23 protein-coding genes are annotated in these 22,994 nt (G+C 39.5%); 8 read left to right on the top strand and 15 right to left on the bottom strand.

Features of this window, described 5'->3' with window-relative positions; all coding sequences use genetic code 11:
• Positions 1 to 38 precede the first annotated feature (38 nt).
• The 4 genes from TW85_RS23410 to TW85_RS25770 all read right to left on the bottom strand — a co-directional run bounded on the left by TW85_RS23410 (position 39) and on the right by TW85_RS25770 (position 5,159).
• The gene (locus TW85_RS23410; RefSeq protein ID WP_046019579.1) at positions 39 to 530 is read right to left on the bottom strand and encodes an acyltransferase; all 492 of its coding nucleotides are present in this window, start codon (positions 528 to 530) and stop codon (positions 39 to 41) included.
• Between the two features lie 101 nt (positions 531 to 631).
• Positions 632 to 1,231: a tail fiber protein gene (locus TW85_RS25775; RefSeq protein WP_052702391.1), complete on the bottom strand. Its 600-nt coding sequence runs from the start codon at positions 1,229 to 1,231 to the stop codon at positions 632 to 634.
• Positions 1,232 to 1,258: 27 nt separating this feature from the next.
• On the bottom strand, positions 1,259 to 4,084 hold the full coding sequence (locus TW85_RS23400) for a hypothetical protein (protein ID WP_046019578.1): 2,826 nt from the start codon (positions 4,082 to 4,084) through the stop codon (positions 1,259 to 1,261).
• Between the two features lie 166 nt (positions 4,085 to 4,250).
• The gene (locus TW85_RS25770) at positions 4,251 to 5,159 is read right to left on the bottom strand and encodes a lamin tail domain-containing protein (protein WP_157197014.1); all 909 of its coding nucleotides are present in this window, start codon (positions 5,157 to 5,159) and stop codon (positions 4,251 to 4,253) included.
• 369 nt (positions 5,160 to 5,528) lie between these two features.
• On the opposite strand from TW85_RS25770, the gene TW85_RS23390 reads away from it, so the two are divergent.
• The 6 genes from TW85_RS23390 to TW85_RS23360 all read left to right on the top strand — a co-directional run bounded on the left by TW85_RS23390 (position 5,529) and on the right by TW85_RS23360 (position 12,438).
• Positions 5,529 to 6,035, top strand: coding sequence for a DUF2589 domain-containing protein (locus TW85_RS23390; RefSeq protein WP_046019577.1), 507 nt, complete (start codon positions 5,529 to 5,531; stop codon positions 6,033 to 6,035).
• Between the two features lie 45 nt (positions 6,036 to 6,080).
• Entirely contained in the window at positions 6,081 to 6,728 is a 648-nt protein-coding gene (locus tag TW85_RS23385; RefSeq protein WP_046019576.1) for a DUF2589 domain-containing protein, read from the top strand.
• A gap of 504 nt (positions 6,729 to 7,232) precedes the next feature.
• The gene (locus TW85_RS23375) at positions 7,233 to 8,066 is read left to right on the top strand and encodes a methyltransferase domain-containing protein (protein WP_046019574.1); all 834 of its coding nucleotides are present in this window, start codon (positions 7,233 to 7,235) and stop codon (positions 8,064 to 8,066) included.
• Positions 8,063 to 9,631, top strand: coding sequence for a transporter substrate-binding domain-containing protein (locus TW85_RS23370; protein WP_052702389.1), 1,569 nt, complete (start codon positions 8,063 to 8,065; stop codon positions 9,629 to 9,631). Before TW85_RS23375 ends, TW85_RS23370 begins: the two co-directional genes overlap by 4 nt.
• Before the next feature lie 33 nt (positions 9,632 to 9,664).
• Positions 9,665 to 10,303 carry a hypothetical protein gene (locus TW85_RS23365; RefSeq protein ID WP_046019573.1) on the top strand — a complete coding sequence of 213 codons (639 nt, stop codon included), beginning with the start codon at positions 9,665 to 9,667 and terminating at the stop codon, positions 10,301 to 10,303.
• Complete coding sequence (locus TW85_RS23360) at positions 10,300 to 12,438, top strand: hypothetical protein (RefSeq protein WP_046019572.1); 2,139 nt, start codon at positions 10,300 to 10,302, stop codon at positions 12,436 to 12,438. Before TW85_RS23365 ends, TW85_RS23360 begins: the two co-directional genes overlap by 4 nt.
• Positions 12,439 to 12,887: 449 nt before the next feature.
• Here TW85_RS23360 and TW85_RS23355 read toward each other — a convergent pair whose 3' ends face one another.
• Positions 12,888 to 13,346 (bottom strand): BLUF domain-containing protein, encoded by a 459-nt coding sequence (locus tag TW85_RS23355; protein ID WP_046019571.1) that lies wholly within the window; start codon positions 13,344 to 13,346, stop codon positions 12,888 to 12,890.
• 235 nt (positions 13,347 to 13,581) lie between these two features.
• Entirely contained in the window at positions 13,582 to 14,484 is a 903-nt protein-coding gene (locus TW85_RS23350) for a LysR family transcriptional regulator (protein ID WP_046019570.1), read from the bottom strand.
• A 115-nt stretch (positions 14,485 to 14,599) separates the two neighbouring features.
• On the opposite strand from TW85_RS23350, the gene TW85_RS23345 reads away from it, so the two are divergent.
• Positions 14,600 to 15,799 carry an NADH:flavin oxidoreductase/NADH oxidase family protein gene (locus TW85_RS23345; RefSeq protein WP_046019569.1) on the top strand — a complete coding sequence of 400 codons (1,200 nt, stop codon included), beginning with the start codon at positions 14,600 to 14,602 and terminating at the stop codon, positions 15,797 to 15,799.
• Positions 15,800 to 15,805: 6 nt separating this feature from the next.
• Here the strand turns inward: TW85_RS23345 and TW85_RS23340 are convergent, their stop codons facing one another.
• The 8 genes from TW85_RS23340 to TW85_RS25765 all read right to left on the bottom strand — a co-directional run bounded on the left by TW85_RS23340 (position 15,806) and on the right by TW85_RS25765 (position 21,079).
• Positions 15,806 to 16,447 (bottom strand): glutathione S-transferase family protein, encoded by a 642-nt coding sequence (locus TW85_RS23340; protein ID WP_046019568.1) that lies wholly within the window; start codon positions 16,445 to 16,447, stop codon positions 15,806 to 15,808.
• A 74-nt stretch (positions 16,448 to 16,521) separates the two neighbouring features.
• Complete coding sequence (locus tag TW85_RS23335) at positions 16,522 to 16,869, bottom strand: VOC family protein (RefSeq protein ID WP_046019567.1); 348 nt, start codon at positions 16,867 to 16,869, stop codon at positions 16,522 to 16,524.
• A gap of 53 nt (positions 16,870 to 16,922) precedes the next feature.
• The gene (locus TW85_RS23330; RefSeq protein ID WP_046019566.1) at positions 16,923 to 17,387 is read right to left on the bottom strand and encodes a GNAT family N-acetyltransferase; all 465 of its coding nucleotides are present in this window, start codon (positions 17,385 to 17,387) and stop codon (positions 16,923 to 16,925) included.
• Between the two features lie 29 nt (positions 17,388 to 17,416).
• Positions 17,417 to 17,959, bottom strand: a complete 543-nt coding sequence (locus tag TW85_RS23325) for a GrpB family protein (RefSeq protein ID WP_046019565.1) — start codon at positions 17,957 to 17,959, stop codon at positions 17,417 to 17,419.
• Between the two features lie 41 nt (positions 17,960 to 18,000).
• On the bottom strand, positions 18,001 to 18,969 hold the full coding sequence (locus TW85_RS23320; protein ID WP_046019564.1) for a D-2-hydroxyacid dehydrogenase family protein: 969 nt from the start codon (positions 18,967 to 18,969) through the stop codon (positions 18,001 to 18,003).
• A 115-nt stretch (positions 18,970 to 19,084) separates the two neighbouring features.
• Entirely contained in the window at positions 19,085 to 19,777 is a 693-nt protein-coding gene (locus TW85_RS23315; RefSeq protein ID WP_046019563.1) for a hypothetical protein, read from the bottom strand.
• 35 nt (positions 19,778 to 19,812) lie between these two features.
• Positions 19,813 to 20,460: an NAD(P)H-binding protein gene (locus tag TW85_RS23310; RefSeq protein ID WP_046019562.1), complete on the bottom strand. Its 648-nt coding sequence runs from the start codon at positions 20,458 to 20,460 to the stop codon at positions 19,813 to 19,815.
• Positions 20,461 to 20,485: 25 nt separating this feature from the next.
• Entirely contained in the window at positions 20,486 to 21,079 is a 594-nt protein-coding gene (locus tag TW85_RS25765; RefSeq protein WP_162197518.1) for a TetR/AcrR family transcriptional regulator, read from the bottom strand.
• Positions 21,080 to 21,300: 221 nt separating this feature from the next.
• Between TW85_RS25765 and TW85_RS23300 the strand changes: the two genes are divergently transcribed.
• The gene (locus tag TW85_RS23300; RefSeq protein WP_046019561.1) at positions 21,301 to 21,864 is read left to right on the top strand and encodes a hypothetical protein; all 564 of its coding nucleotides are present in this window, start codon (positions 21,301 to 21,303) and stop codon (positions 21,862 to 21,864) included.
• A gap of 179 nt (positions 21,865 to 22,043) precedes the next feature.
• Here TW85_RS23300 and TW85_RS23295 read toward each other — a convergent pair whose 3' ends face one another.
• Entirely contained in the window at positions 22,044 to 22,922 is an 879-nt protein-coding gene (locus TW85_RS23295) for a LysR family transcriptional regulator (RefSeq protein WP_046019560.1), read from the bottom strand.
• Positions 22,923 to 22,994: the final 72 nt, after the last annotated feature.

Genomic DNA, 22,994 nt, shown 5'->3' with positions numbered 1-22,994 from the left:
CCCTGTGTTGTCACTTCTCGAAAGGTACCTACATTACGTCAAAGTAACGCCTTGTGTGATACGTTTTCTGAAAAGACTGAGAAGAGGTGACTTAATCGCAGGCTCCCTAGGCACATACCACCAGCGTCAAAATAATTTACCTTGATGGTTAACACTGCTTCTTGCTTTTTAATCACTGTTTTAGGGTTAATTAGATCACATAGTATTTTATTATTTTGACTATCAAATTGATTAGCTAATAGCTGAGTCATTTCAAAATCATGGGGTTGGGTAGAAAAGCTAACCCCTTGGTTACGACAATCAATACAAAAGTCACCATCAAGATAACTTAGCCTACCAGCAAAGATATCATACGACTCAAGAGCGGCCTCTAACGCGAATTTGAGCTCTTCTGTTTTTAGACTTTTTTTATAAAAAAAAGCGACCGAAACAGGCACTTCACGTAATACTTCATCAAAAACATTACAGTAAATAACCCTAGGTGTATGCTGGTGGACCTTCACCAAGCGAATAGAATGTGTGTTTTGCATTAGAAGCCTCTCCTATTTACTAAATTGACAAATCAATTGCCGTTCATATCTTGTAAACAAGAGAGTAACTGGACTTTCTTATGGGGCGCTTAAATCGCTTGTTAGAGCTTGGTTTTAATTAACCAATAGACAAAGGTATTAACTGGACGGGTTTCATATTGACTAACTGAGCATTTTTTAGGCTCTGAAGTATCTGCGGGTATCAAGGGTGTTTGCGTCGTCGAGACACCAGGTTCAGCAATTACAGGTACAACTTCTTTTGGTTTCTGGTAACCATGGACATGTGTTTCAAGAGCAAAACCTTGGGTTGAACCAACACCATTTTTCTCACCATTTCTCGCCCCTACTCTGTTATCTAGACTCCCTTTATGACGTTCGCCCTCATCCACACCTCGTAAAAACTCTCCCCTTAAATCCGGTAGATTAAATCTTTGTCCACTACCACCATAACGATAACCTAGCGCAGAAAATAGTTCAGGGTACTGAGCAATCTCTAAGCTTGATCCATCACACTTAAGCCAGTTAAACATAGGTAAATTCGTTTCATGAGGCCTATCACCTGAAGTACGTATTTCCCCAGCAAAAGCGATGACAGAGCCAACCGGCATAGCATCTCTCATAATAGCAGGTGGCACTAATTCAGGCAGTTCAGGATGTTGAGCGCTGGGGGCGTGTTGTGAGTACTCGTGTTTCTTCTCCATGCTAACTTACTCCTTTAGCTTTCATGCCTAACGATTGTTATCTAAATGGCTCGCAATATTATCTAAGCTTGTATCTTCGTCTATCACAGACATCACAGTCGGTAAGCACACCTGCCAATCTTTCACTCGCTTCTCTCCCTCTAAATGATTACGTAACCCTTTATAATCATTAATCAAGGCTAAAGCGCCCTGATTAATCGGTACTAAACTCTCTTGTCCATGCCAAATTCGCCCGGTTTCATAGAAGTACATAAAACGTTTTTCAAAACCTGGTTTCACAGGAATAAGAAGCTTGGCTTCTTGTGCTTTGATAAAACGATATAAATAGAGCTCTGAATCTAACTCAGCTAAAACAGGTAAACTTTGTGTTTCTAGCGCCTTTTCATGAGAAATATCACTCTGAGCCTTCTCTTTTAAAGAAGGTGCCACACTTGTAGTAGAAGATGTCTGTGATGCAGAAACGGAAGAATCTGCCGTAGAAATGTCGCGCTTAGAAGTATTTACGTCACTGGTTTCATTTGTTTCAGAATCAGGAGTATTGCATGCTTGATCGTTTATCAACTTACAATAAAGTTGATCCCATTCTAAGATGTAATCAAAGTATTGCTGATAAGCAAACAAGTCCTTGGGCTCACCTGCAACCCCTTGTACAAAGACCATACTGTGATCAAATAAAGTTTTAATACTCATCTTAATCAGCTCACGGTTAATCAAACTCAGAGTGACTTTATTATCCTCTTCTTTTAACTTGCCTTTTAACGTCTCTAAAGACACTTTATATTCAGCACATTGCAACCGATACGCTTGCTGGCATGCCTCATAAACTTTAAGTTGCCATTGATTTAAGCGCTCTTGTGTTAAGGCCAGCTCCAAGTTCATGCTAATGACTTGTGTATGGGCACTGATACTAACGGCTTGTTTACCACTACAATTTTGCTTTGCACCTGTATTTGGACAAACGCCTGTTTCAAGATTTGCTAAGAATGAAACCTCGATCGCGTCTTCAATCTCTCCTTCTAATACAATGGTTTGATTAGTCTGTCCGTTTGATAAATGCATTGGATAAACCTTACCCAATAACAGAATAGTTAGCCCTGTTACAGAATCTGCCACCAAAGCACTCACTGTTAGCTTCTTAGCAGAATACCCCTTAGGGATAGTGAATATTTGTGAAGAGGATGCTAACTGGGAGCGAATACTCTTATTAAGGGAAGGCTTTAACCTTGGGGCAGGTTCAATACAGTCTAAGTTATATGCTTGATAAAGATTTAAATAATAAGCTGAGGATAAATCCGCATAGTTCTCGCCCTTATCATCAAGACTGGTATCAAGGTTATTATTAACATTATGAGACGTATTATTCGCGCTTTCTTGAGGATGTGTCTGCACATTCGAAGTATCAGGAAGTTCAATCAAGATATCTGAATATTGATTAACCCCATGCTCGCTTAAACTCATTGGTTTAGCCTGATCTAACTGAACTAGTTTTTTCAATTCTCGCTGTAACTCATCACCACCAAGGTCTAAGTTTATCTCTATCATCAAACGTTTTTGAGATTCTAAAGCCTGTACCCGATAACGCTTATTTAGCCAGTAGTAAAAACCATTAAGGGGTCGATCTTTGTCATTATGAAAACGCTGACTTTCCTTATTAACTTGCTCATAACTAAGTTGTACCTGTTTTACTTGGCTAACATGACGAGACACTCTCTGTTCGGTTTTAGCCAATACATCTTTAATAAAGTCCGCTGACGCTTGGTTATCGCCCCCTCTAGGTTTTTCATCAATCGTCCAACTTCCTGATGTGCTGGCGTTCGCTGATGTGGCGATATATTGGGTGGCATACTTATCTAGCGTATTAGTAACCTGCTTGTCAGCAAGCGTATGTTGTACATGGGCTAATAAATCTTGCTCTTTATGGGACGCCAGTGTTTTATCTAAAGCTTGCTTCTCTTGCGACATACTCAACTGAGAGTCAGACTTAAACGTGAAATCCAATTGGCTCTCTCGTGATTCACCGGATAAAACAGATTCTACTTTTTGCAACTCTCCTAGTTCGTAGCCAATTAACTTGTACTCTATTCTGTGTAACGTCCCTATGGCATAAGGTCTTACGCCCGATGCAGGCAGGCTTGAAGATATGGACGTGTCAGCTTTGACTTCTACTGTACTTTTCTCCTCATCTGTTATTCCAGAACAAGGTAAAGGGAAGACACTAAGAGGCAGTAAAAGATCAGCATTCAACCAAAGTTCAGTATTAAATTCTGACCAAGTCTGATTATTCTTAATCAAGCCCAAGGCTTTATCTATGAAGTTTAATCTTTTTAAGATACGAATTAACTGATCAAGCCAGTTGATTTCATAGTCCAGAATAATAATGAGAGAAAAACAACTTAGCCAAATACGAGTAAGGCTTTCTTGAAAATCAGGGGAGGCAAGAAGCTCAACTAAGTTATCCGAAGAGGAAAAGTACCGATCAATTACACTAATTAGATCCTCACGACTTTGTAATCGAGAAAAGTCTTCATCTAATAATTTAATTAAAGGCAAAGATAATTGCTGAGGGTATCGAATAAAGTTTGCGCTATTAATGTAACTCACAGCAGAGGCTTGAGCCTGAGCCCTATCCCCAGCCGTTTTCGCTTTTACCCATTGCTGGAATGTAACATTTTCATTAAGACTATCCGGGCAGGTAAAAAAGCTATTATCCAGTTCTAACTGAGTAATTTTAGGGCCATTCTCTAACTCTAGATAAGGAAAAAGCAGTTGATAGTAGTTTGATCTTTCTTTCACACTCAGATCGATTGAAGATGAATTAACTGGCATAGTGTTAATTGATGATGCATTAGACATAAGATGAACCTTCTAAGAATGAGTTCACTTACCTTAAGGTCATACCTAATTAACGACTTGGCGCAAATTCTGGCTTTTTGCCCCAAATCCAGCAGAGTGAGTTTGGGGCCTACCTCTTATAACGCTATTTATTTTAGCGCGATTAATTTCATACTAATTGTTAGTGCTATTTACCATAGCGATAGTCACTCACCGTTCGATGCTCCAGTCCATTTAAGTAAGCATGCCCTGCATGGTTGTTCCAAATCGCTCGCTTGCTATCCCATGAATAGCCACCTGTTTTAGCATCAAGTTTGTTGGTATACACACGTATGTTACCAAAAGGTGCAATATGGCTACCTTCAGAAAAGACAAAATCATCTGCATGCCCACCTCCTAAAACCCAACTTGAGATATCCACCCAAGCAGGGCTCAAATTAGTGATCTCAACATACTCGTCACCTTCTGAATATCTATCATTGCCATCAAATGCAATATGAGAAATATACACATCCTGCTCTGCTTCACGGCCATACCACCACTGACTAATCAAGCTTGCATCTTGATCGTATAATTTGGCTTTATCTCCGCGGTTATTCCAAATCGCTTGATGACTTTTAAATGAGAACTCTCCCTTATCAAACGTATAAATGCGAATGGTTTGACCACTTGCTATCATGGTCTTTTCTTTAAATGTCATCGTTTGATTAGGGCCAGCTTCAATAGACCAACCACCTAGATCAAGAATGGCCGGACCTTGGTTGGTTATTTCAATATATTCATTTTCCTCTGGCTGGCTCTGATTTGCGCTTGACCCATTAAAATTTACATCCGTTATCATCATCTGTTGATTAGCATAAAGACGATAATTAGCCTGCCACCAAGCAACAAAAGCACTCGGACTTATCTCATCCGCATTATCCTTTAAAATTTGTTCGGCAAGCTTTAAGCTCACGTCAGAAAAAACAGACAAAGCGCGATCCTGCTCTAGGCTGAATTGATGCTTATAGATGGTTTGTTTAAGCTTATTAATGGTATTTGATTCCATCACTAGATTCCCTCTTCTTCCCATAGTTAATAGTGTAATTAATTGCAATGTTTCCCCATAAACATCTCACTCAAGCACAAAATTTACTCGTTCAAACGCATTATTTTTGCAGGCTATTCTTACAAATTTAAGGCAGTTTTGCTCACGCCTTTATCTCTTGATCTGCAAAAAACGCCCTCAACTAAAGCCCTATAAATATGCAGAAGAAAGAAATAAAAAGACCTTTTTTTCACAGCTTTTGTCATTTTTCTTGCCGCGTTATCTCAACGTCTTCTGGTTAATATTTTCACACAACTTAAAAACCCAAAAGACACTACGAATAAACAATCTCACCTTAGGGCGAGGGAAAACATCACCAAATATGACTGAGTAAAGGTGATTTATTCGTGGGCCCTATAACCAAAAAAAGAGTTTGCCATGATTAAATTTAAAGCCTTAATGAACGCTATACACCAAAGTATTCACAGTGCAGCACAAGCTGTAGAAGCAGAAGGTGTTAAGCACATAGAAACCTTCTTTGATGCAATAAAGCACGAAGAGCTTGATATCGATGACCAAGGTATTGCCCCCGAATCGTATATCACCCACAGACCCAAAATGGTCGCCATGGCGTTTCCAAGCCGGACTGAAAAAGGGGTCGAAACCGTCATGGTGAATGTCCCTTTAATCACCCTTTCTCCTGTCAGCTCACCGAGAATTCAAGAAGTAAAGTTTAAAGCAGAATTAGATGTCACAACCAACGAAGATAATGAGCTTATGGTGGCATTTGCCAACTCTAATAAGCGCGGTTTGTTAACTAACTGCGACCATAAAAGCACTAATACTGCGATCGAAATCACCCTGAAAGGCAATGAACCGCCAGAGGGTCTCCAGCTTGTGATTGAAGGGTATGAAAAGGCCCTAAGATCGCAAATCCCAGGCTAATTAAGCCAAACATTAAAACCTAATAATTGATTCAAGGAGAATCTTATGTCAGCACCTGGACCAGGATTACTATCCATGGCGCAACAGTTCAGTGGTTTACCAATGAAGTCTTTAATTGGTGCTCCACTAAATGCTGCAGCTGAAGCAAATGCGATGATGGGTAAAGCTCAAACAAAATACCTTTTATCAACCTGCTTCACAGAACCAGAGACGGAAGGAGGACCTCGTACTCCCATCATGATAGAAATGAACATCACCCGTTCATTAATCAAAGCTAATGGCGAAAAAGCGAGTCCAGATTCAGTCACAACAACGATGAACTTGCCAATTCTAACCATACTTCCTCTCAACTCATTAGCAGTAGATGACGTTTCTGTCGATTTTGAAATGGAAGTTAAGAGTTCGTTTTCAAATGATAAAGAAACCTCACAAGAATCTGAAGTTGTTGCAGAGGCAGGATTTGAAGCAAAAATTGGTTACGGATGCTTTTCAGCTGAGGTGCATGGTAGTGTGAAATCAACTACAAAATCAGCCTCTTCAGATAAATCTCATTACGAAAAATCAAATAGTGCCAAGTACACGGTTCATGTTCATGCAGGCCAACTACCTTTACCACAGGGTGTAACTACCATCATAGATGCTTACTCAAAAGCAATCGAACCAATAATTCTGAAAGCTGAAGCAACCACTTAAAATATTTATAGCAGGTTTAAGGACCTGCTTTTTAAAAACTTTTAAAAGATAAAAAGGAATTAATAAATGACCAAATCTCAGCAGCTCCCATGTCCAAATTGTGGCTCTATGATACTTTTCGACGCAAAATTATTTGTTACTGGTATGAGCTTTAGTTGCTCAAATCCAACTTGCCACACAAGCGTAAGCATAAGTCCCACAAGCTTAAATCAAGCAAAAGACGTATTCGAAAGCTATGAATCACAAAAGCAAACAATTTTGCAAAAAAGTCACTCGAATTAGCCGATCAATAAATATCCTCATCGCCTACTCGAACAGTGCAAGCCACTGAATTTACAGTGGTTTCCCCCGAGATAGAAAAATTACTCTTCGCCAAACTATAAGCCTAATCCTGAATCCATCAAGCATTTGAGGAAGGTAAAAAGTCGTGTTATTCGCTTAAGAAATTCGTGTTAAGCCATAACAGGAGACAAGACAGATAAAGGCTTTAAAGGAAGAGTAATCATGAATAAGCATTATGAAAAAGATATGGCCGAGCAATACAATCAATACTATCAATCCGGTCTGTATAAAACCCGATACCCAAGTGCGAACCCTAATGTACTTAGCTTTATTCATACTCAGCTAAGCTTGCTCCCTATTAATCCCAAAAGCCAAGTTCTTGATTTTGGCTGTGGACAAGGACGCTATCTTTTAGCATTAGCAAATACCTATAACTTACACTTTATTGGCTACGACATTAGTGAAAGAGCCATTTCAGATTTAGAAGAGTTACTTCTGCTTAACCATAACACCAACAACAAAATTCATTTATTTTGTAAGAAGCAAAAACTCAAAAATTATTTAGAAGATTCCAAACCTATTTCACTTAGTCTCATGATGTTTGGCGTGCTTTCTCACATCACTCAAGCCTCAGAAAGGGTTAAGGTTTTAAAAGAAAACAAAGCACAACTCGCCTCTCAAGAAGGTGCTATTTTGCTGTCAGTACCTAATCGCAGCCGTCGTTTTCTATTTAAACAAGCTTGGAATATTGTCAAAAATATCAGCTTAAAAAACAGTGAATCGATCCAATACCAGCGTAAAGGCAAGATTAAGCTCAACTACCACTTATACACCTTATCTAGCCTAAAGCAGGAACTAGCACTTGCAGGGCTAGAAGCCATCATCAGCCAAGCAGAAAGTATGTTGCCTGAAAAATGGGTGCTCTCTCACCCTCTTTTAGCCAAATTAGACAAGGTTTTATGCCACCTTTTACCCATTCAATTTGCTTACGGTTTTCTCGTATTAGCAAAACCAAAACTTAAAAACCGCACTCAACAAAATAAGGAGGTTAGATGATGTTAAGGACCTTGATTAATCTATTTTTATTCGCCCTTTTATTCGCTATTTCTGGTTTATCTAGCCAGCTATATGCAGATACTTTAAGCCAGATCCAAGATAGGGAAGTCATTAGAATTGGGGTTAAGGTGGATTATCCTCCTTGGGGGATGCTATCACCTGAAGGTGATATTGTTGGTTTTGAGCCAGACCTAGCGGCATTAGTGGCGAAAGAACTAGGGGTAAAAGTTAAACTCAGATCGGTTACCAGTGGCAATCGCTTTCAATTGCTCGAAGAAGGCGAAGTAGACATGCTGATCGCAACCGTTGGAGATACCCAACAAAGACGAGAAAGAGTAAGCATGATAACCCCTCATTACTATCGTAGTGGGGTTACTGCATTAACGGCCAAATCATCCAATATCAAAAACTGGTCAGATTTATCCGGCGAGAAAGTCTGCCTATATGGCGGCTCATATTTTAACAAAACCCTCATTCAAGATTATCAAATCGAGCCCTTAATTCTATTTAATACAAGGGATGCTCAATTAGCCCTACTCACTAAAAAGTGTGTTGCTTGGGCCTATGATAATTCAGCCATCTATCATTTATTAAAATCGGATAGCTGGAAGGACTACCAGGCAGAACTACCAATTATCTATCCTATCTTATGGTCCTTAGTCGTCAATAAAGACCTCGATAGCCTTTCTCTAAAAAGGAAGCTTGAGAGTATCACTGTTAAATGGCAGCGAGATGCAACACTTTATAAATACGCCACTAAATGGCTTTTACCTGATAGAGCCTATCTCGCGGATAGAACAAAATTATGGAATCAAAAAACTGACAAGGGAGATTACTTATGCCGTTTTAATGCGGATTACCATCTCCCTGAAGCTTGTGATCAGTACCCAAAAGACAAACCCGTTGAAAACAACTATTGGTGGCCATTTGATCAACACGATACAAATTGGCTTATCTTGGCTTTCACTCAAACCTTATTATTTACCTTGGCAGTGGTCATACTCACCTTGGTATTTGCCTATATCTTTACCCTCTTTTCTCTGCTTTCTAACCCCTATATACGTAAGACGATTAATAGCATCATCAATGTACAACGCAGCGTTCCACCTATTGTCTTGTTGTATCTACTCTATTTTGGGTTATTTTCTTATCACTATAGCCATCCCTTGATGCTAGACCTTCTTTCTGGAGGAGCAGTAACAACAGCACTGATCGTACTCTCGCTTTATACCGCAGCAGGGATAAGCAGCTTGCTGGAAGATGCCATAGCATCACAAAATAAAAAACGCCAATTAAGCACACTGAATACTGCTTTTCTTGAAGGAAAACACGGCATTATTGCCAACTTGATTAACTTGGTAAAAGCCTCAGCTATGGCAAGCGCCCTTTCTGTACCCAATGCCATTCTTGTCACTACCAGTCTGGTTGCCTCTCAAGGCCATACTCTGTTTTTAATGACGCTACTTATGCTGTTTTACTTCTTCGAGGTCATGCTTTTTAGCAAAACAATAGAGTATTTATTTAGGCTAATTCCCCAAGCGAAGCGCCCTCAATTAGAAAACTAACAACATAGTATTAATTTGTTTAAAGGATGAATCATGACAATTTACTATCTCATCAGTTTATTTCCCGTTTTTATGCAAGCATTTAGCTTAAACATTGTGATTACCTTGTGTGCCATGGCTCTTGGCATAATGACAGGCTTATATATTACTAAACTCTACTTAAGCCGATTTAAGCTGATTCAGCTAATCGCCAAAAGCTTTCTACTTGTGTTTAGAAATGTGCCAAGTTTTGTTTTGCTCTTCTACCTTGCGCTTATTATTCCAACGCAATTTAGTCTGGCTAGCATGCACTTTCAAATCCCCGTCATAGCAAAAGCCATTTTTGCGCTAGGCGCTCCTGTAACCGGCTTTGCTTGCGGTTATTTTTTAGAGGCTCGAACACAAAATAAAGCCTTTCAACTCGCTCCTTGGAGCCAATACTTTATTGTCATCCTGATGGCCTCAACGACCTCATCCATCATAGGCGTAAAAGAAATCATGGCCACAGCAAATGCCACCATTGCGATTTCTGGGGATAGTCAAATGGTCATTCCTATTTATAGCTTGGTTGCACTCTGGTTTATCAGTTGTAGCTTAATCTGTTCTTGGTTAATCAAGCGTTTTGATCAGGTCTTACTCCAGCGCTTTAATAACAAGGCCCAATTGAATGCTCAGGAGGGTGACAAAGAGTGAAGCAGGGAGGACTTAGCCAGGATGGCATCACAACTCACCAAAGATTAAACAAAAGACGGATTAGATACTGGCAGTTCAGTTTATTGCTGGCTGCTACTCTGTTTTTATCTGCTGGTTTGTATATACAGCAAATACAAAAACACACTGTATTAACTCAAGATGCTCTATTAATACAGGCGATTGTAGAGCAAGGAAATAACGCCAGTTTAGAGATTAGCCAACAATTTAATACCATTAAGCAAGCCACTTCAGATATTGCTTATCAGCTTTCTCAAAGCAACTTAAGCGATAACCAAATTAGAGCACTCATTAAAGACAAGGTGCTAGCAACCAAGGGAGCTTTTAGAGGTGGCGTTGTCTTTAAAAAAGATCGCTTTAACCCAGCAGTACCTCTGTACTCTCCGTTTTATCAAAAAGGAGCCAATAACCAGCCAAAACAGGCCTTATCTGATAAGTATGATTATACCCTTGCCGATGATGCTAACTCCGGCAGACCTAGAACCTTTTGGTTTCATCAACCTTTAAAAGAAGGCCCTATGTGGTTAGCCCCCTATTACGGCACTTCTGCTAAAAGTTGGATTGCAGAGTTTATACGGCCATTTTCATCAAACTATGACAACAAGGCTGACAATGGCTATGACGGTATTATTTTCCTTAATTTATCATTGTCTGGCCTTAGTCAGATCGTTTCACAATTAGACCTCGCACAAAGTGGCTTTGGCTTTATTCTAACGGTCAATGACGAACTCATTTCTTACCCTGTAGCAGATTATCTAGGGCAGGATATTCATAAACTTAAACAGGATGATAGTTTTTTTAAAACCATTCTCGCCCAAAGAGAAAAAGGCCCTATTACCTCCTTCATCCACCCCATAAATAAAAAAGAATGCTGGTTATTTTTTAGTGAAGTATCAGGCACTAAAGACACTCTAGGCATACTGGTTTGGGCAGATGAGTTAAGAGCCGAACAAGCCCTGAGTAATGGTTTGTCATCGCTACATAAACTGCCTCAACTCTTATTTCTAATCTCTGGCATCTTGTTACTCAGTTGCCTCAAGTTTCCCCATAAACTCATTAATCTAGGGTATCGTTTTTCTATTCTTATCAGCTTTGTCATGTTCATAAGCTTAATTAATATGTGGGGGGATAAACTGAATAATGAACTTAGTTTAGTCACAGCGAACCAAGTCTTTGAAAAAGTAAATGTGAATAATTTCATCTTAAAACACGCCCCAGATCCAAGCTTAAAAAGGCCTTCTCTTTCACAAACTGAAGTCGGCTTTAATATCAATGCAATCACTCAGCTAGATCCAGGTACGATTCAAGTATTGGGAGATATCAGCTTATCTAAACTAGATAATGAGTATGAAGAACCGCCCGTCTTTTTCCCGCTTGCCATAGACACACAATGGGAGAAGCTAGCAAGCAAAGAAAATCTGCAGAAATGGAAGTTTACCTCTGAGATAAGGCAACCTTTCAATTACGCCTCTTTCCCCTTTGATATGGAAGAAATCAAAATCCAAATTGAAGGAAAAAACCAAATAGCCAAACATATATTAGTACCAAAATTTAGCATGTATCAGAGCATGAAACCTGAAGATTTACCTGGCATTAATCAAAATGGTTTAGAGCTTAGCGGATGGCAAATAAAGCAAAGTTACTTTAGCTATCAGGATCTTAATGAAGACTTAGATCAAAAAGCATTACTCTCTTTCAACCTTGTGATTAAAAGAGTCATTACAGGCCCCGTTATCACCCACCTACTCCCGCTTATCATGGTTAGTTGCTTGGCTTTTTGCACCTTACTCTTATGGACTAAAAACGAAGCCAAAATCACGCTTTGGGGCTTTAGCAGCTCAACGGTACTTGAGCAGTGTGCCGCTTTGTTTTTTATACTGGTCATTTCGCATGTTTCATTAAGGGACGAGCTAGAAGCAAAAGACATGATTTTTCTTGAGTATTTCTATTTCGGAACCTATGCACAAATTGTCTTCGTAGCTGTCGCTGCCATTCTTTATACCTCAGATATACAAAGTCGAATTCTCGACTTTAAAGAAGGACTCATTTTAAAGATGCTCTATTGGCCTATTTGCTTCGCTTTTTGCATCGCAATCACGCTCATCAACCTACAATAACCCTTTGCTTACAAAGGTTATAATTGAATTCATATTTAAAACGCTATTGTTCAGGTTTTGTTATTAAGTTGATGGGGCTGCGATTTTAGTGGCACGAAGTTATTCTTTATCTTAATTCTTTCGAATATTTCGTTACGAGATGCATTAGAGGCCAAAGGAATTATCTTTTTAGAGTTCTATTATTTACCCAGTTACAGCTTGCTTATATGTGTCACTATTTCGTCAATGCTTTATCTTTCTAATAGCAGAAACTATCTCATTGATTATCAAGATGGCCTACTATTAAAAGTCTTGTATTGGCCCTACTTCTTATTATTTTGCATTATGACAACGCTTATTCAATAGCAATAAAGTAATATATAAATTAAGAGCTATTTTTAACTAATTGATATAATAGAAAAAACCACCGAATATGTGGTTTTTTCTTTAAGCCTATAAACATTTAATAGCTAATTAATCGATGTACGCCACTTTCCATCTTTAAAGGCAGATAAGAGTTTTTTGGCTCTGCCTTCATCCAACTCTACAAAGGTATTGTTAGTTTGGAAGAAGTCATTTAACCCATCAATACTTTGCAAATCACTTCTTGAGGCGCCAGAATATCCCATAGTCCACTCTGAAAAATCCCTTTCCTCTATATCTTCGTAAATAATTTTGACGACTTTATCATGCCTTTTGTCATTTTGGATTGTTTTTAGAAGTCGTGCTACAACTTGCGGGTCACCTTCTAGTACTTGGAAAAATGATCCTTCGTCATATAACAACATACCCGAAACACCTAATTTATCATTGTTTCTTCTAGCCTTTTCAAGCAGCTCGGTAATGTCTTCTGGTGTAAACTCAATTGTTGATGCACTAGTATAAATACAGTGAACTAAATCTTCTTTTTTTTCTTCTTCAGCTTCCATATAAAACCTCCATCATCACTAAAATCAATTTGGTTTGTTCTCACTCCCGATTAAACCAATAAGCCAACTTATGTCAGTTTAATAAACATGAATTAAAGCAAGAGCTTACTTTAATTCTAAAAAGTATAGTCGATTAAAAATATAAGACTTTAAATTTATGTAAGAAAGCATCAAAGCAGGAAACACTGATTAAGTTGATCGACCTATCATAACGAGGAGCTAACACTCGCAGGCTTTAACTAAAGACTTTTATAAGTTCAAAACACTTTTCCCTCAATAGCTCTCTAAAGATGATTACTGAAGGTGTTACATGTGCCTTATTTGGACAGATCAAATAAAGCTCAACGGGTGGAGACTCATAGCAGGTTAGCAAAGGTTGTAATTGACCTAACTTTAGCTCTTGCGCAATATCAATTTCAGATCGATAAGCAATACCATGGCCAGCAAGCGCCCATCGCTTTACTATATCCGTATCATTACAAACTCGGTTACCTGATACTTTTACTTTATAGTTTGAAGCTGACTGACTATATTCCCAATGGTCAAATAATCGATCATTTATTCGGTACAACAAACAAGCATGGTCTCTAAGCTCCTCTGGATGCTTTGGCTCACCATAAGTGGCTAGATAATCAGGAGAAGCGCAGGTTATTCGTTTTAAAGTTGCTATATGAAACGCGACTAAGTTCGAGTCCTGAGGCTTGCCATATCTAAGAGCTAGATCGACCTTATCCTCAAAAAAGTTTGAAAGGGTATCACTTACAGTTAAATCAATTGCCAAAGCAGGATATTGCCCTAATATCTCATCTATCCATGGCATCAAGATATTTCTACCTAAATCAGATGATACAGACAACCTTAAATTCCCCGCTATGCTTCCCATAGACTCATTGGCATTCACAACACCTAGCTCTAAAGAAGCTAGCGCCTGCTGGCAATGAAACAGGAATTTTTCACCTGCAAGCGTGATACGTAACTGCCTAGTACTACGAATAAAAAGCTGCACCCCAAGCTGTTGCTCCAAACGTTTAAGCGCAGAGCTTGCTGCTGCTGTTGTAATACCAGCCTGCTTGGCCGAAGCCGTAATACTGCCAGATTGAGCTATTTGCACAAACAATGTGAGATCAGATGTATTCATTATCAACTTATTTTTAACAGTCTATTAATCATTACCCTGTTTTTAGTTTATCTAAAAATATCAATAATAGCGCTATGAAACTATTTGGCTCCCACATACAGCAAAGGGCAAAGCAATGGATAGAATACACACCTTACTTGAGCAACCTCTTACCCTACCCTGCGGTGCGGTATTAAAAAATAGATTGGCAAAATCAGCTATGTCTGACTCATTAGGCGACGGTCAAGCCAATCCAACACAAGCTCAGATAAGGCTTTATGAAAGATGGGCACAAGGCGGTATCGGTTTATCCATCATAGGAGAAGTGCAAATTGACCCAAGATACCCTGAAAAGCCAGGTAACCTCAGTCTCACAAAACATTCGGATAAAGAAGCATTAAGGCGACTCACTCAAAGGGCAAGTATTACAGGCGCACATATATGGCCACAACTTGGCCATGCTGGAGCCTTATCTCACGCGCCTATCAGTCAAGCTAAAGGCCCATCTGCACTAGATGTAGGGACACTTCACTGCGAAGGTATGACGATAGAAGAGATAGAGAGCTTACCTGCAAGTTATGCCAAGGCTGCCAGCATTGCCAAAGAGGTCGGATTTACTGGCGTACAAATTCATGCAGGCCATGGCTTTTTATTAAGCCAATTCATTTCCCCTTTGTTTAACCTAAGGGACGACAAATACGGCGGTAGTATCAAAAATCGCTGTCGTATTATATTAGCTATTATTGAGGCTATTCGCCTCAAAGTCGGGCCCAACTATCCCATTGGTATCAAAATTAATGCATCGGATTTACTTGAAGGCGGCTTAACAGAAGAAGATGCCTTGGCACATGTTAGCTTGTTAGAGAAAACCAGTTTGGACCTGATTGAAATTAGCGGAGGCACCTATTTTCCTGGTGCAAAGTCTAGCTCAGATAGCTCAAGCAAAGGGGTTTATTACAAGACCTTTGCTAAAAGAGCAAAAAACCTTACCTCTATTCCCCTCATGGCGACAGGTGGCGTCAAGTCTTTATCCGATGCCAGCACCCTGTTGCAAGATAAGAGTGCAGACCTAGTAGGCTTGGCCCGCGCTATGGTGCTCAACCCGAACCTCCCTAACGATTGGTTTGCTGGCATCCATCAAACACTGAATTTTCCTCGTTTTGATTCACCACCAACAGAAGGTATTACTGCTTGGTACACAATGCGAATCAATGCGATCGCCATGGACGAAGAGCAAAACTTTTCTCCACCTTTAGCTCTCGCACTAAAGCAGTATTTAGAAAGAGATGAACTTAGAAGCATTAGCTGGAATGCGTTTTTTAATCCATCAAATTAAATCGGCTTAAAAATCTTCACGACCTTTTAACTCACTGTAATCACTCATAATCCAAGCTTTATAGGCCGGTCTTTTGCTTAATTTGTCAAACCATTTTTGAGTATTTGAGGGTAATGAGATAGAAAGCCCCTGTGTCGTCAAACGATACAGGACTGCTCCAACACAAATATCGGCAAGAGACATTGATGATCCTGCAAGATAATGCGTTTCTTTTAATTGAGCTTCAATTTGTTCAAGGCATTGTTTACATTTAGCTAGATTTGACTCAACTGTTTTCATATCTCTTTTAGCTGATGGCATTCGATAGAAGCCCCAAAAAGTTGCCATAAAAGCAGGTTGAAATGTCACCTGAGACCAGTCCATCCAACGCTCATATAAAGACTGGCTATAAGGGCTTCCCTGACACCATAGCTGTGGTGAGTATTCAGCGATAAGGTATCTCATTATGGTATGAGACTCCCAGATATGCCTTTCACCATCAATTAAAACTGGAACCTTCTTCATAGGATTTAATTGCTGAAAATCCTCAGTATCCAGCCCACCAAAACGCCCACCTAATTCCACGAGTTCATAATTTATGCCAAGCTCTTCAAGTAACCAGAGCACTTTTTGAACATTAAAAGAGGTGATTCTTCCAAACAGTTCCATGCAAATCCCTTTTTATAAAAACCTTCACACTGAATTGTCAGTATGAACTAAACAAGACTGCTGGCCACATAATGCTATTGACCACGTAACCCAATCAAGTTACCAAAAGGGTCCTCGATTTGGCACATTCTAAGCCCTTCTTCTATCGCTATAGGCCCGCGATATAGCTTTGCACCAAGAGATTCAAAGTGTTCTAAGGCGTCATTAACCGACTTAACCAGCCAATATAAAACACTCCCCGCTTTTCCTGATCCAACCTTAGCGTCAGCTTTGACTATCTCGATCATGAATCCATTAATATCCAGTAGCTTCATGTCAAACGCTTCCAAATACCTTTCCTTCGCATTAGGAAAAGCTTTTTTATACCAATCAAGACCTTGGTCTACATCAGGGACATGAATTAATACACTTACTGGTTTCATATAAGCACTTCTACAAAAAAAGTATCAGTTGCAGCAAAGAGACAAGCTTTAACTCACTCGACCGCCAATTGATAACTGATAAATTTATTACCATATAGTTCGGTTTTTTGGACGGATTTAGCTATTTTCTTTAAGAATTTGTACTCGGGGCGAGTATGTAAAAAATGAATGTAGACCTCTTCATGTTTGAACTCTCTTGCCCACTGCATCATATCTTTAAACACGCGCTTTCCTAGACCCCAATGGCTGTCATCAATAATAATAGCGATTTCATACTGACCCTCTTCGTATTGGATCGCGCACCAACCAGCCAGTTTTCCATCACACAAAATCCCTCTCGCTTTACAGCCAGCTTCGCTATCAAGTGCACGTTTCGTTGCCATCCATTGGGTTAATGTCTCGGGCGTAAAAAGAGCATGTTCCATCAGATGCTTTCTCACCCTCTGACTATTTACTAAGGGGAGGAATGCTTCCTGATCAATGTCATCGAATTTAATATATTCTATTTTTTTCTTCATAGATTTCCCCCTAATAAACAAACTTTGCTTTATCTATTTTTAAACCAAGCCAATGCCTCTGCTTCGTGCTTAACAACAAAGTCGTTTTTATGCTCACAGTATTGATCAATACTATGGGAGTATAAGGTCGCACCTTCTTTTTTGATTCTTGCATAGGCCTTTGCAACCTCAGGAAAAGCCGTTAAATAATCACGGAATGCAAGGTGTCGAATACCATGGTCTGACCCCTTTAGAAACGCATGTATTTGATGCGTGCGCTCCGTTTCACCTCGTTGAAAATAGCGACGCCCCTTAATGCCATATTCACCTTTTACTTGATAACCAATTGCAGCAAGTTTGTCTGAATCAAGATCAAGCGATTCCAAGCTTTCTACTTCTAATAGAATATCAATAATAGGTTTAGCGCTAAGCCCTACAACAGAGGTACTACCAATATGGAGTATATTAAAGGGTTGAGAGTACACTTGGACGCCTTCACCCGAAAACTGAGATAAGATCAGCGCCTTTTCCTTTTCAAACTCATTTACCCAGTTCGGGTTGTAATCCACCACTTCGATAATACGCAAGGCCATTCATCCTTCTTTAAAACCTGTTTAATTAGACTTTTCAGACACTAAGCCTTTCTAGCCACTAGATTTTTTGCTTCGCCATTTGCAAAGGCTAAAACATTTTCAAATGCTATTTTGAAATACAACTCATAGCTCTTCTGCTCTACATAACCTAAATGCGGTAAAGCGGTGACATTTTCTAATCCAATTAATGGCTCGTTTTCAAGATTTGCGGGTTCATTTTCATAAACATCAATAGCCGCTTTCTTTGACGGATTCTGACTGAGCTCTCGATATAAAGCTTCCTTTTCAACCAGTTCTGCACGGCTAATATTGACGAATAGGGAGTCTGACTTCATCTTGGCAAGATCAGCAGAAGTAACACATTCTCTGGTTACCTCGTTTAAACGCAGATGCAAGGTTAAAATATCCGCGCTTTCAAAAAGCTCACCTTTTGACTCTGTTGCATCAAAACCATCTTCAATCGCAGCTTGGCGTGAGCTTTCACTCCCCCACACTAGCACCTTCATATCAAATACTTTGGCATACTGGGCAATACGTTTACCGATTTTACCGTACCCCCAAATACCTAAGGTTAATCCGTTTAAAGATCGACCCAACCCCAGGTTTCCCGAATCTTGCCATTGGTTATTTGTTAAATTCGCACTATAAGCAGGAATATGACGAGACGCTGTCATAATCAAGGCCCAACACAACTCTGAAGGGGCAACCGGAGAGCCAACTCCTTCTGCCACTTCAACCCCATACTGATGACAAACACTCGGGATAATATGATTACTAACCTTGCCGGTTTGGCTAATCAATTTCAAATTAGGCAAGCGAGATAAGAGAGATTCAGTCATCTCAGTACGTTCTCGAATCAAAACTAAGATCTCAACGTCCGCTAGCTTTTGTACTAGCTCATCTTCAGGCAATGATTGCTTAAGCACTAATACTTTGTGCCCTTCTAACATGGAAAAACAGCTAAGTTGCCTAACTACATCTTGATAATCATCTAAAATTGCAATCTTCATTAGTATCCCTATTGTTTAGGTATTTATAAGTATTAAATCAGCCAAGCTAACACTTTAGGCTTTAGCTTGATTAAAGCGCTTGTCTCTTAATAACACTCTAGCGCTAAATCGAAGGTTACAACTCAACAAGGCGATACTCTTTGCCGCTTTCATCCACATAAATAGCACCTTCAATTTGAGTCAGTTTAAGTTCAACTGGCTGACTCTCGGCCTTAACATTTGACTGATTTTGTAATTCATCTTCTAGCTTGTGCTCTGATTTTTTATCTAACTTAGAGAAAATAGGAATCAGCAAACTTACCAGTGCCACTATGATGGCTAAGGTAATTAATAACCTAAAGAAGGCTTCAAAAGCGCTATCATCACGCCATATAAGAAGCAAAATTAGCGATGACATAAGGCCAATTGAGATATTAGCAAGATGGCGCAACCAAAGATGTTTCTTATTGAGAGAGGGTAAATGCAATAAGAGCACATGAGCCAGTGCAAAAGTTATCAGCAAAGAGCTAAAGCAGGTTCGCCAAATACCCTCTCCTTTTACCTCAGTCCAAATTAACACTAAGGTAAGCATTAAACTCACAATGGCTGAGAATATGCCGATACCACCCGCCAGTTGAACCTTAGCCTTTTCAATGTGAGCGCCACATGCCATCGCACACATACTCGCCATTGAAATAGACAGAGTTGTTAACAATACCCTGATTTCAAAGTCCCCAAACTCTCCGAGTAACACTATCCAAATAGAAAATATTGCCGTTAGAATAAGAAAACCAATAGTGACTTTAAGTGCGCTTTTTTTGATTTCCATTCAAATTCCCTTTTAGCGTAAAACATGCATGCCGCTTATCGTTCAAACAATTCGTCAAGGCGATAAAGAGCCAGTTTAGGTCCAGATTGAGAGCTAACTAAGTGCATTTTTGTTGCGACTTGCTTACCTGTAATAGGTCGATAACGTCTAAGTCTAGGAATGAGACATAAGCTAGGTAATAACCAAGAACCTAGCTTTTCAGCCAAACGAAACTCTTTCCTATCACCCATTAGTAGAGAAGGCTGAAAAATACTGATACGTTCAAAATTGAGTAACTTAATCCGCTTTTCCAACTCCCCTTTCATTTTTAAATAAGCGCTAGGGCTTTGATCATTCGCACCACTTGAAGAGACAAGAAGGTAATGAGAAACCCCTTTTTCTGCAGCCAATTCTGCCGCTTTTAATTGATACTGGAAATCTACTTTGCGTTGAGCACCAATCGAACCCGCTTGTTTAAGCGTGGTACCAAGGCAGGAGAACATAAGGTCAGCCTGAAAGAGGGAGGCATGCTGCTCAAGCTGATCAAAATCCACCACATAATTCATAACCTTTACAGAAGCATATTCAATTGGCCTTCGAGTCAGAGTAATGACTTGGCTAATCTCTTCAGCCGCAATCAGTTGCTCAACTAAAGCTTGACCAACCAAACCCGTCGAACCTATTACTAGGGCAATTTTTTCCATAAAAATCTCTTTTTATACTTTTGGTTCATCCGTCTTTAGATACAGGGCTTTTATCTGCTAAAGACAATACCAATGACATGATCTCCTCTGTCATTGCTTCTGGATCAATTGTCTCAGGTGTAAATGAAGATCGATGCAAAGCCAGCGCTGGGGTAAGGTCCGTTAACAAATCCAAATGAGGATGCTCTTCTCCTAATATTCGAGCAATACTCTGTCTAAAGTTTTCTAAGCTAAAGCCTTCTTTAACAGCTAACTCTATTTCGTTGTTTGAACGCATAGCTGAAATGAGCCCTGGTACTAAATCAGGTTTATTTGCAGCGCTTTGACATCTTGGCGCCACTATCGCTCTTAGGTCAGCGACTGGATCATCTGTTTGAAACGTTTTTGGAAGAGGCATGCTCCTGATAGCTTCAGTAATCAAAGCTTCTTTTTTTGGCCAGCGACGATAAATTGCCCCAGTACCAGAGCCAGCTCTTTCTGCCACATCTTGAATCCGAAAATTATCGAACCCTACCTCCAACAATAGATCGGCTGCGGCTTTTAAAATCGCCTCAGTACGGCCTGTATCACGCTTGCGCCCCCTGACATTGTCTGGGCGTCTTGAAGTTTCATTTGTCATAAAGGGCATGCTAACAGAAACCCAATAATACGGAAATTACAAAAACCGGAATGGATAAGCGGTTTAAATCAACGACAAAAATATCGGAAATTTAAATTACCACAAAAATTAACGGAAATATTGATTTCCGGAATTTTAAATTCCATAATGCATTTTCTTAATTTGGCGACCTAACCTAAGCGCTTCAAACAAAGTTACATAAACAATTAACGGAGAAAATCATGTCATTCGAATTAAATTTGCTAAAAGGTACTTATATCGATTTTGCTGTCGGCACTGTCATAAAGGGAAAAGAGATGCAGGTTTTTACTGAATACTTCCCTCTTATCAGACCCGCTCTTGAAGCGTTAAAAATTCAAACTTTGCTACCTTTTATCATCCTTGATACCAATACATCCGGCCCAATACCTGAGCAAGGCGCACTTACTCAGGTATCTAGCCCAGATAACTTTGCTAAATTTCATGAAGACCCAAGGTTTATTCAGGCAAAACCATTACGAGATGAAGCAATGACTTTTCTAAATGATGGGAATTTTTTCCATTCACGTGATTGCAAACTGAGTTTAGAAACCGACACTGATTATGCTTTTATTTTAAGCTCCGAGAGCACAGCTAACATTGAGCCTATTATTAGCTTACAAGCTGCCGAGAATAGCCCTCAAAAGCGTTATGAAGCAAAATCAGTGATGCTGACTTTATGGAGTGATGAAGCAGAACAATTGTTGGCAAATAAACACACAGATGCACTGGTTTTTAAGGTTCGTTTCCCTTCAAATCAGGGATAAGTTAAAACCGCTCTTTCGCTACTAAAAGACATTTATATAACGAAAAAGGAAGAAGCGATGACGCAAAAAAAGAGCAGCAGCCTGACTTAGACCTTGCTGCTCTTAGGCAAATAAAGGTCAAAATTTTGAGGAAAGCTAGCCAGAATCCCCTGTTATCAATGGTTTATACCACTACTTCATTAGCTAAACGTTTTTAATGCAAAGTTTATAAAACTTCTGGTTCTAGGGGTCATATGCTGATCTTGATAATAAATCATAGATAACGGTTTCTTTCCTAATTCCCAATCGGGTAATAACTGGATAAGACGCCCTGCTTTTATATCAGCATCAAGTAATGCTTTTGGTTGAATAACAATGCCTAATCCAGCCAAAGCCGCATTCAAAATCGCATGACTATTGTTAACTTTTACCATAGAAGTGGGTATTACCTGCGCAGTAACATCCTTCTTATAAAAGGTCCAAGATAGCCTCTGGGATGGCGTAAATGTTATCAATTGGTGTGTCGCTAAATCATCAGGGAGGGAAGGTGTTCCAAATTTATCTAGATAATCAGGCGAAGCACATACAATCACCTCATAAGGCATTAAATTTCGCTGAATTAAACGGCTATCGGGTATATCACCAATTCGAAATGCGATATCAAAACCTTCCTCTATCAAATCCAGATTACTATCACTCAAAACAAGATCGATTGAAACAAGAGGCGAAAGGTCACGATAGGACTTTAATGCAGGCATAAGAACTGAAGAACCAAAGGTAATTGGTGCTGTAATTCGTAAATTGCCTCTTGCTTCATAATGCTGTGTTTCTGCTGCCAGTTCAGTTAAAGCAACTCGCTCTAAAATATCCTTACATTGAGCTAAGTAGCTCACACCAAAATCAGTCAAGTGTTGGCGCCTTGTTGTACGGTTAAGCAAACGTGCTTGTAATCTAGACTCTAATGCTGCGATATGTTGCCCAACCATCGCAGGCGATAGATTAAGTTGATTTGCAGCAGCACTCATAGAACCAGACTGTACTGTTGTTACAAAAACCTGCATCGAGCGAAATAAATCCATTTGATAGTCTCACTTTACAATGAATAAAGAATAACAGTATTTAATTACTAATTTCATGAAATTAAGATCTTT

It is taken from the genome of Marinomonas sp. S3726, assembly GCF_000967665.1.
Lineage (GTDB): Bacteria > Pseudomonadota > Gammaproteobacteria > Pseudomonadales > Marinomonadaceae > Marinomonas.
The sequence above is the reverse complement of the archived record's forward strand: the minus strand, read 5'-3'. Positions and strand labels throughout refer to the sequence as shown.

Excerpts from the sequence above, each read along its gene's own strand:
- TW85_RS23410 (WP_046019579.1), bottom strand. The coding sequence starts at position 530 with ATGCAAAACACACATTCTATTCGCTTGGTGAAGGTCCACCAGCATACA.
- TW85_RS25775 (WP_052702391.1), bottom strand. The coding sequence starts at position 1,231 with ATGGAGAAGAAACACGAGTACTCACAACACGCCCCCAGCGCTCAACAT.
- TW85_RS23400 (WP_046019578.1), bottom strand. The coding sequence starts at position 4,084 with ATGTCTAATGCATCATCAATTAACACTATGCCAGTTAATTCATCTTCA.
- TW85_RS23390 (WP_046019577.1), top strand. The coding sequence starts at position 5,529 with ATGATTAAATTTAAAGCCTTAATGAACGCTATACACCAAAGTATTCAC.
- TW85_RS23385 (WP_046019576.1), top strand. The coding sequence starts at position 6,081 with ATGTCAGCACCTGGACCAGGATTACTATCCATGGCGCAACAGTTCAGT.
- TW85_RS23375 (WP_046019574.1), top strand. The coding sequence starts at position 7,233 with ATGAATAAGCATTATGAAAAAGATATGGCCGAGCAATACAATCAATAC.
- TW85_RS23370 (WP_052702389.1), top strand. The coding sequence starts at position 8,063 with ATGATGTTAAGGACCTTGATTAATCTATTTTTATTCGCCCTTTTATTC.
- TW85_RS23365 (WP_046019573.1), top strand. The coding sequence starts at position 9,665 with ATGACAATTTACTATCTCATCAGTTTATTTCCCGTTTTTATGCAAGCA.
- TW85_RS23355 (WP_046019571.1), bottom strand. The coding sequence starts at position 13,346 with ATGGAAGCTGAAGAAGAAAAAAAAGAAGATTTAGTTCACTGTATTTAT.
- TW85_RS23350 (WP_046019570.1), bottom strand. The coding sequence starts at position 14,484 with ATGAATACATCTGATCTCACATTGTTTGTGCAAATAGCTCAATCTGGC.
- TW85_RS23345 (WP_046019569.1), top strand. The coding sequence starts at position 14,600 with ATGGATAGAATACACACCTTACTTGAGCAACCTCTTACCCTACCCTGC.
- TW85_RS23340 (WP_046019568.1), bottom strand. The coding sequence starts at position 16,447 with ATGGAACTGTTTGGAAGAATCACCTCTTTTAATGTTCAAAAAGTGCTC.
- TW85_RS23335 (WP_046019567.1), bottom strand. The coding sequence starts at position 16,869 with ATGAAACCAGTAAGTGTATTAATTCATGTCCCTGATGTAGACCAAGGT.
- TW85_RS23330 (WP_046019566.1), bottom strand. The coding sequence starts at position 17,387 with ATGAAGAAAAAAATAGAATATATTAAATTCGATGACATTGATCAGGAA.
- TW85_RS23325 (WP_046019565.1), bottom strand. The coding sequence starts at position 17,959 with ATGGCCTTGCGTATTATCGAAGTGGTGGATTACAACCCGAACTGGGTA.
- TW85_RS23320 (WP_046019564.1), bottom strand. The coding sequence starts at position 18,969 with ATGAAGATTGCAATTTTAGATGATTATCAAGATGTAGTTAGGCAACTT.
- TW85_RS23315 (WP_046019563.1), bottom strand. The coding sequence starts at position 19,777 with ATGGAAATCAAAAAAAGCGCACTTAAAGTCACTATTGGTTTTCTTATT.
- TW85_RS23310 (WP_046019562.1), bottom strand. The coding sequence starts at position 20,460 with ATGGAAAAAATTGCCCTAGTAATAGGTTCGACGGGTTTGGTTGGTCAA.
- TW85_RS25765 (WP_162197518.1), bottom strand. The coding sequence starts at position 21,079 with ATGACAAATGAAACTTCAAGACGCCCAGACAATGTCAGGGGGCGCAAG.
- TW85_RS23300 (WP_046019561.1), top strand. The coding sequence starts at position 21,301 with ATGTCATTCGAATTAAATTTGCTAAAAGGTACTTATATCGATTTTGCT.
- TW85_RS23295 (WP_046019560.1), bottom strand. The coding sequence starts at position 22,922 with ATGGATTTATTTCGCTCGATGCAGGTTTTTGTAACAACAGTACAGTCT.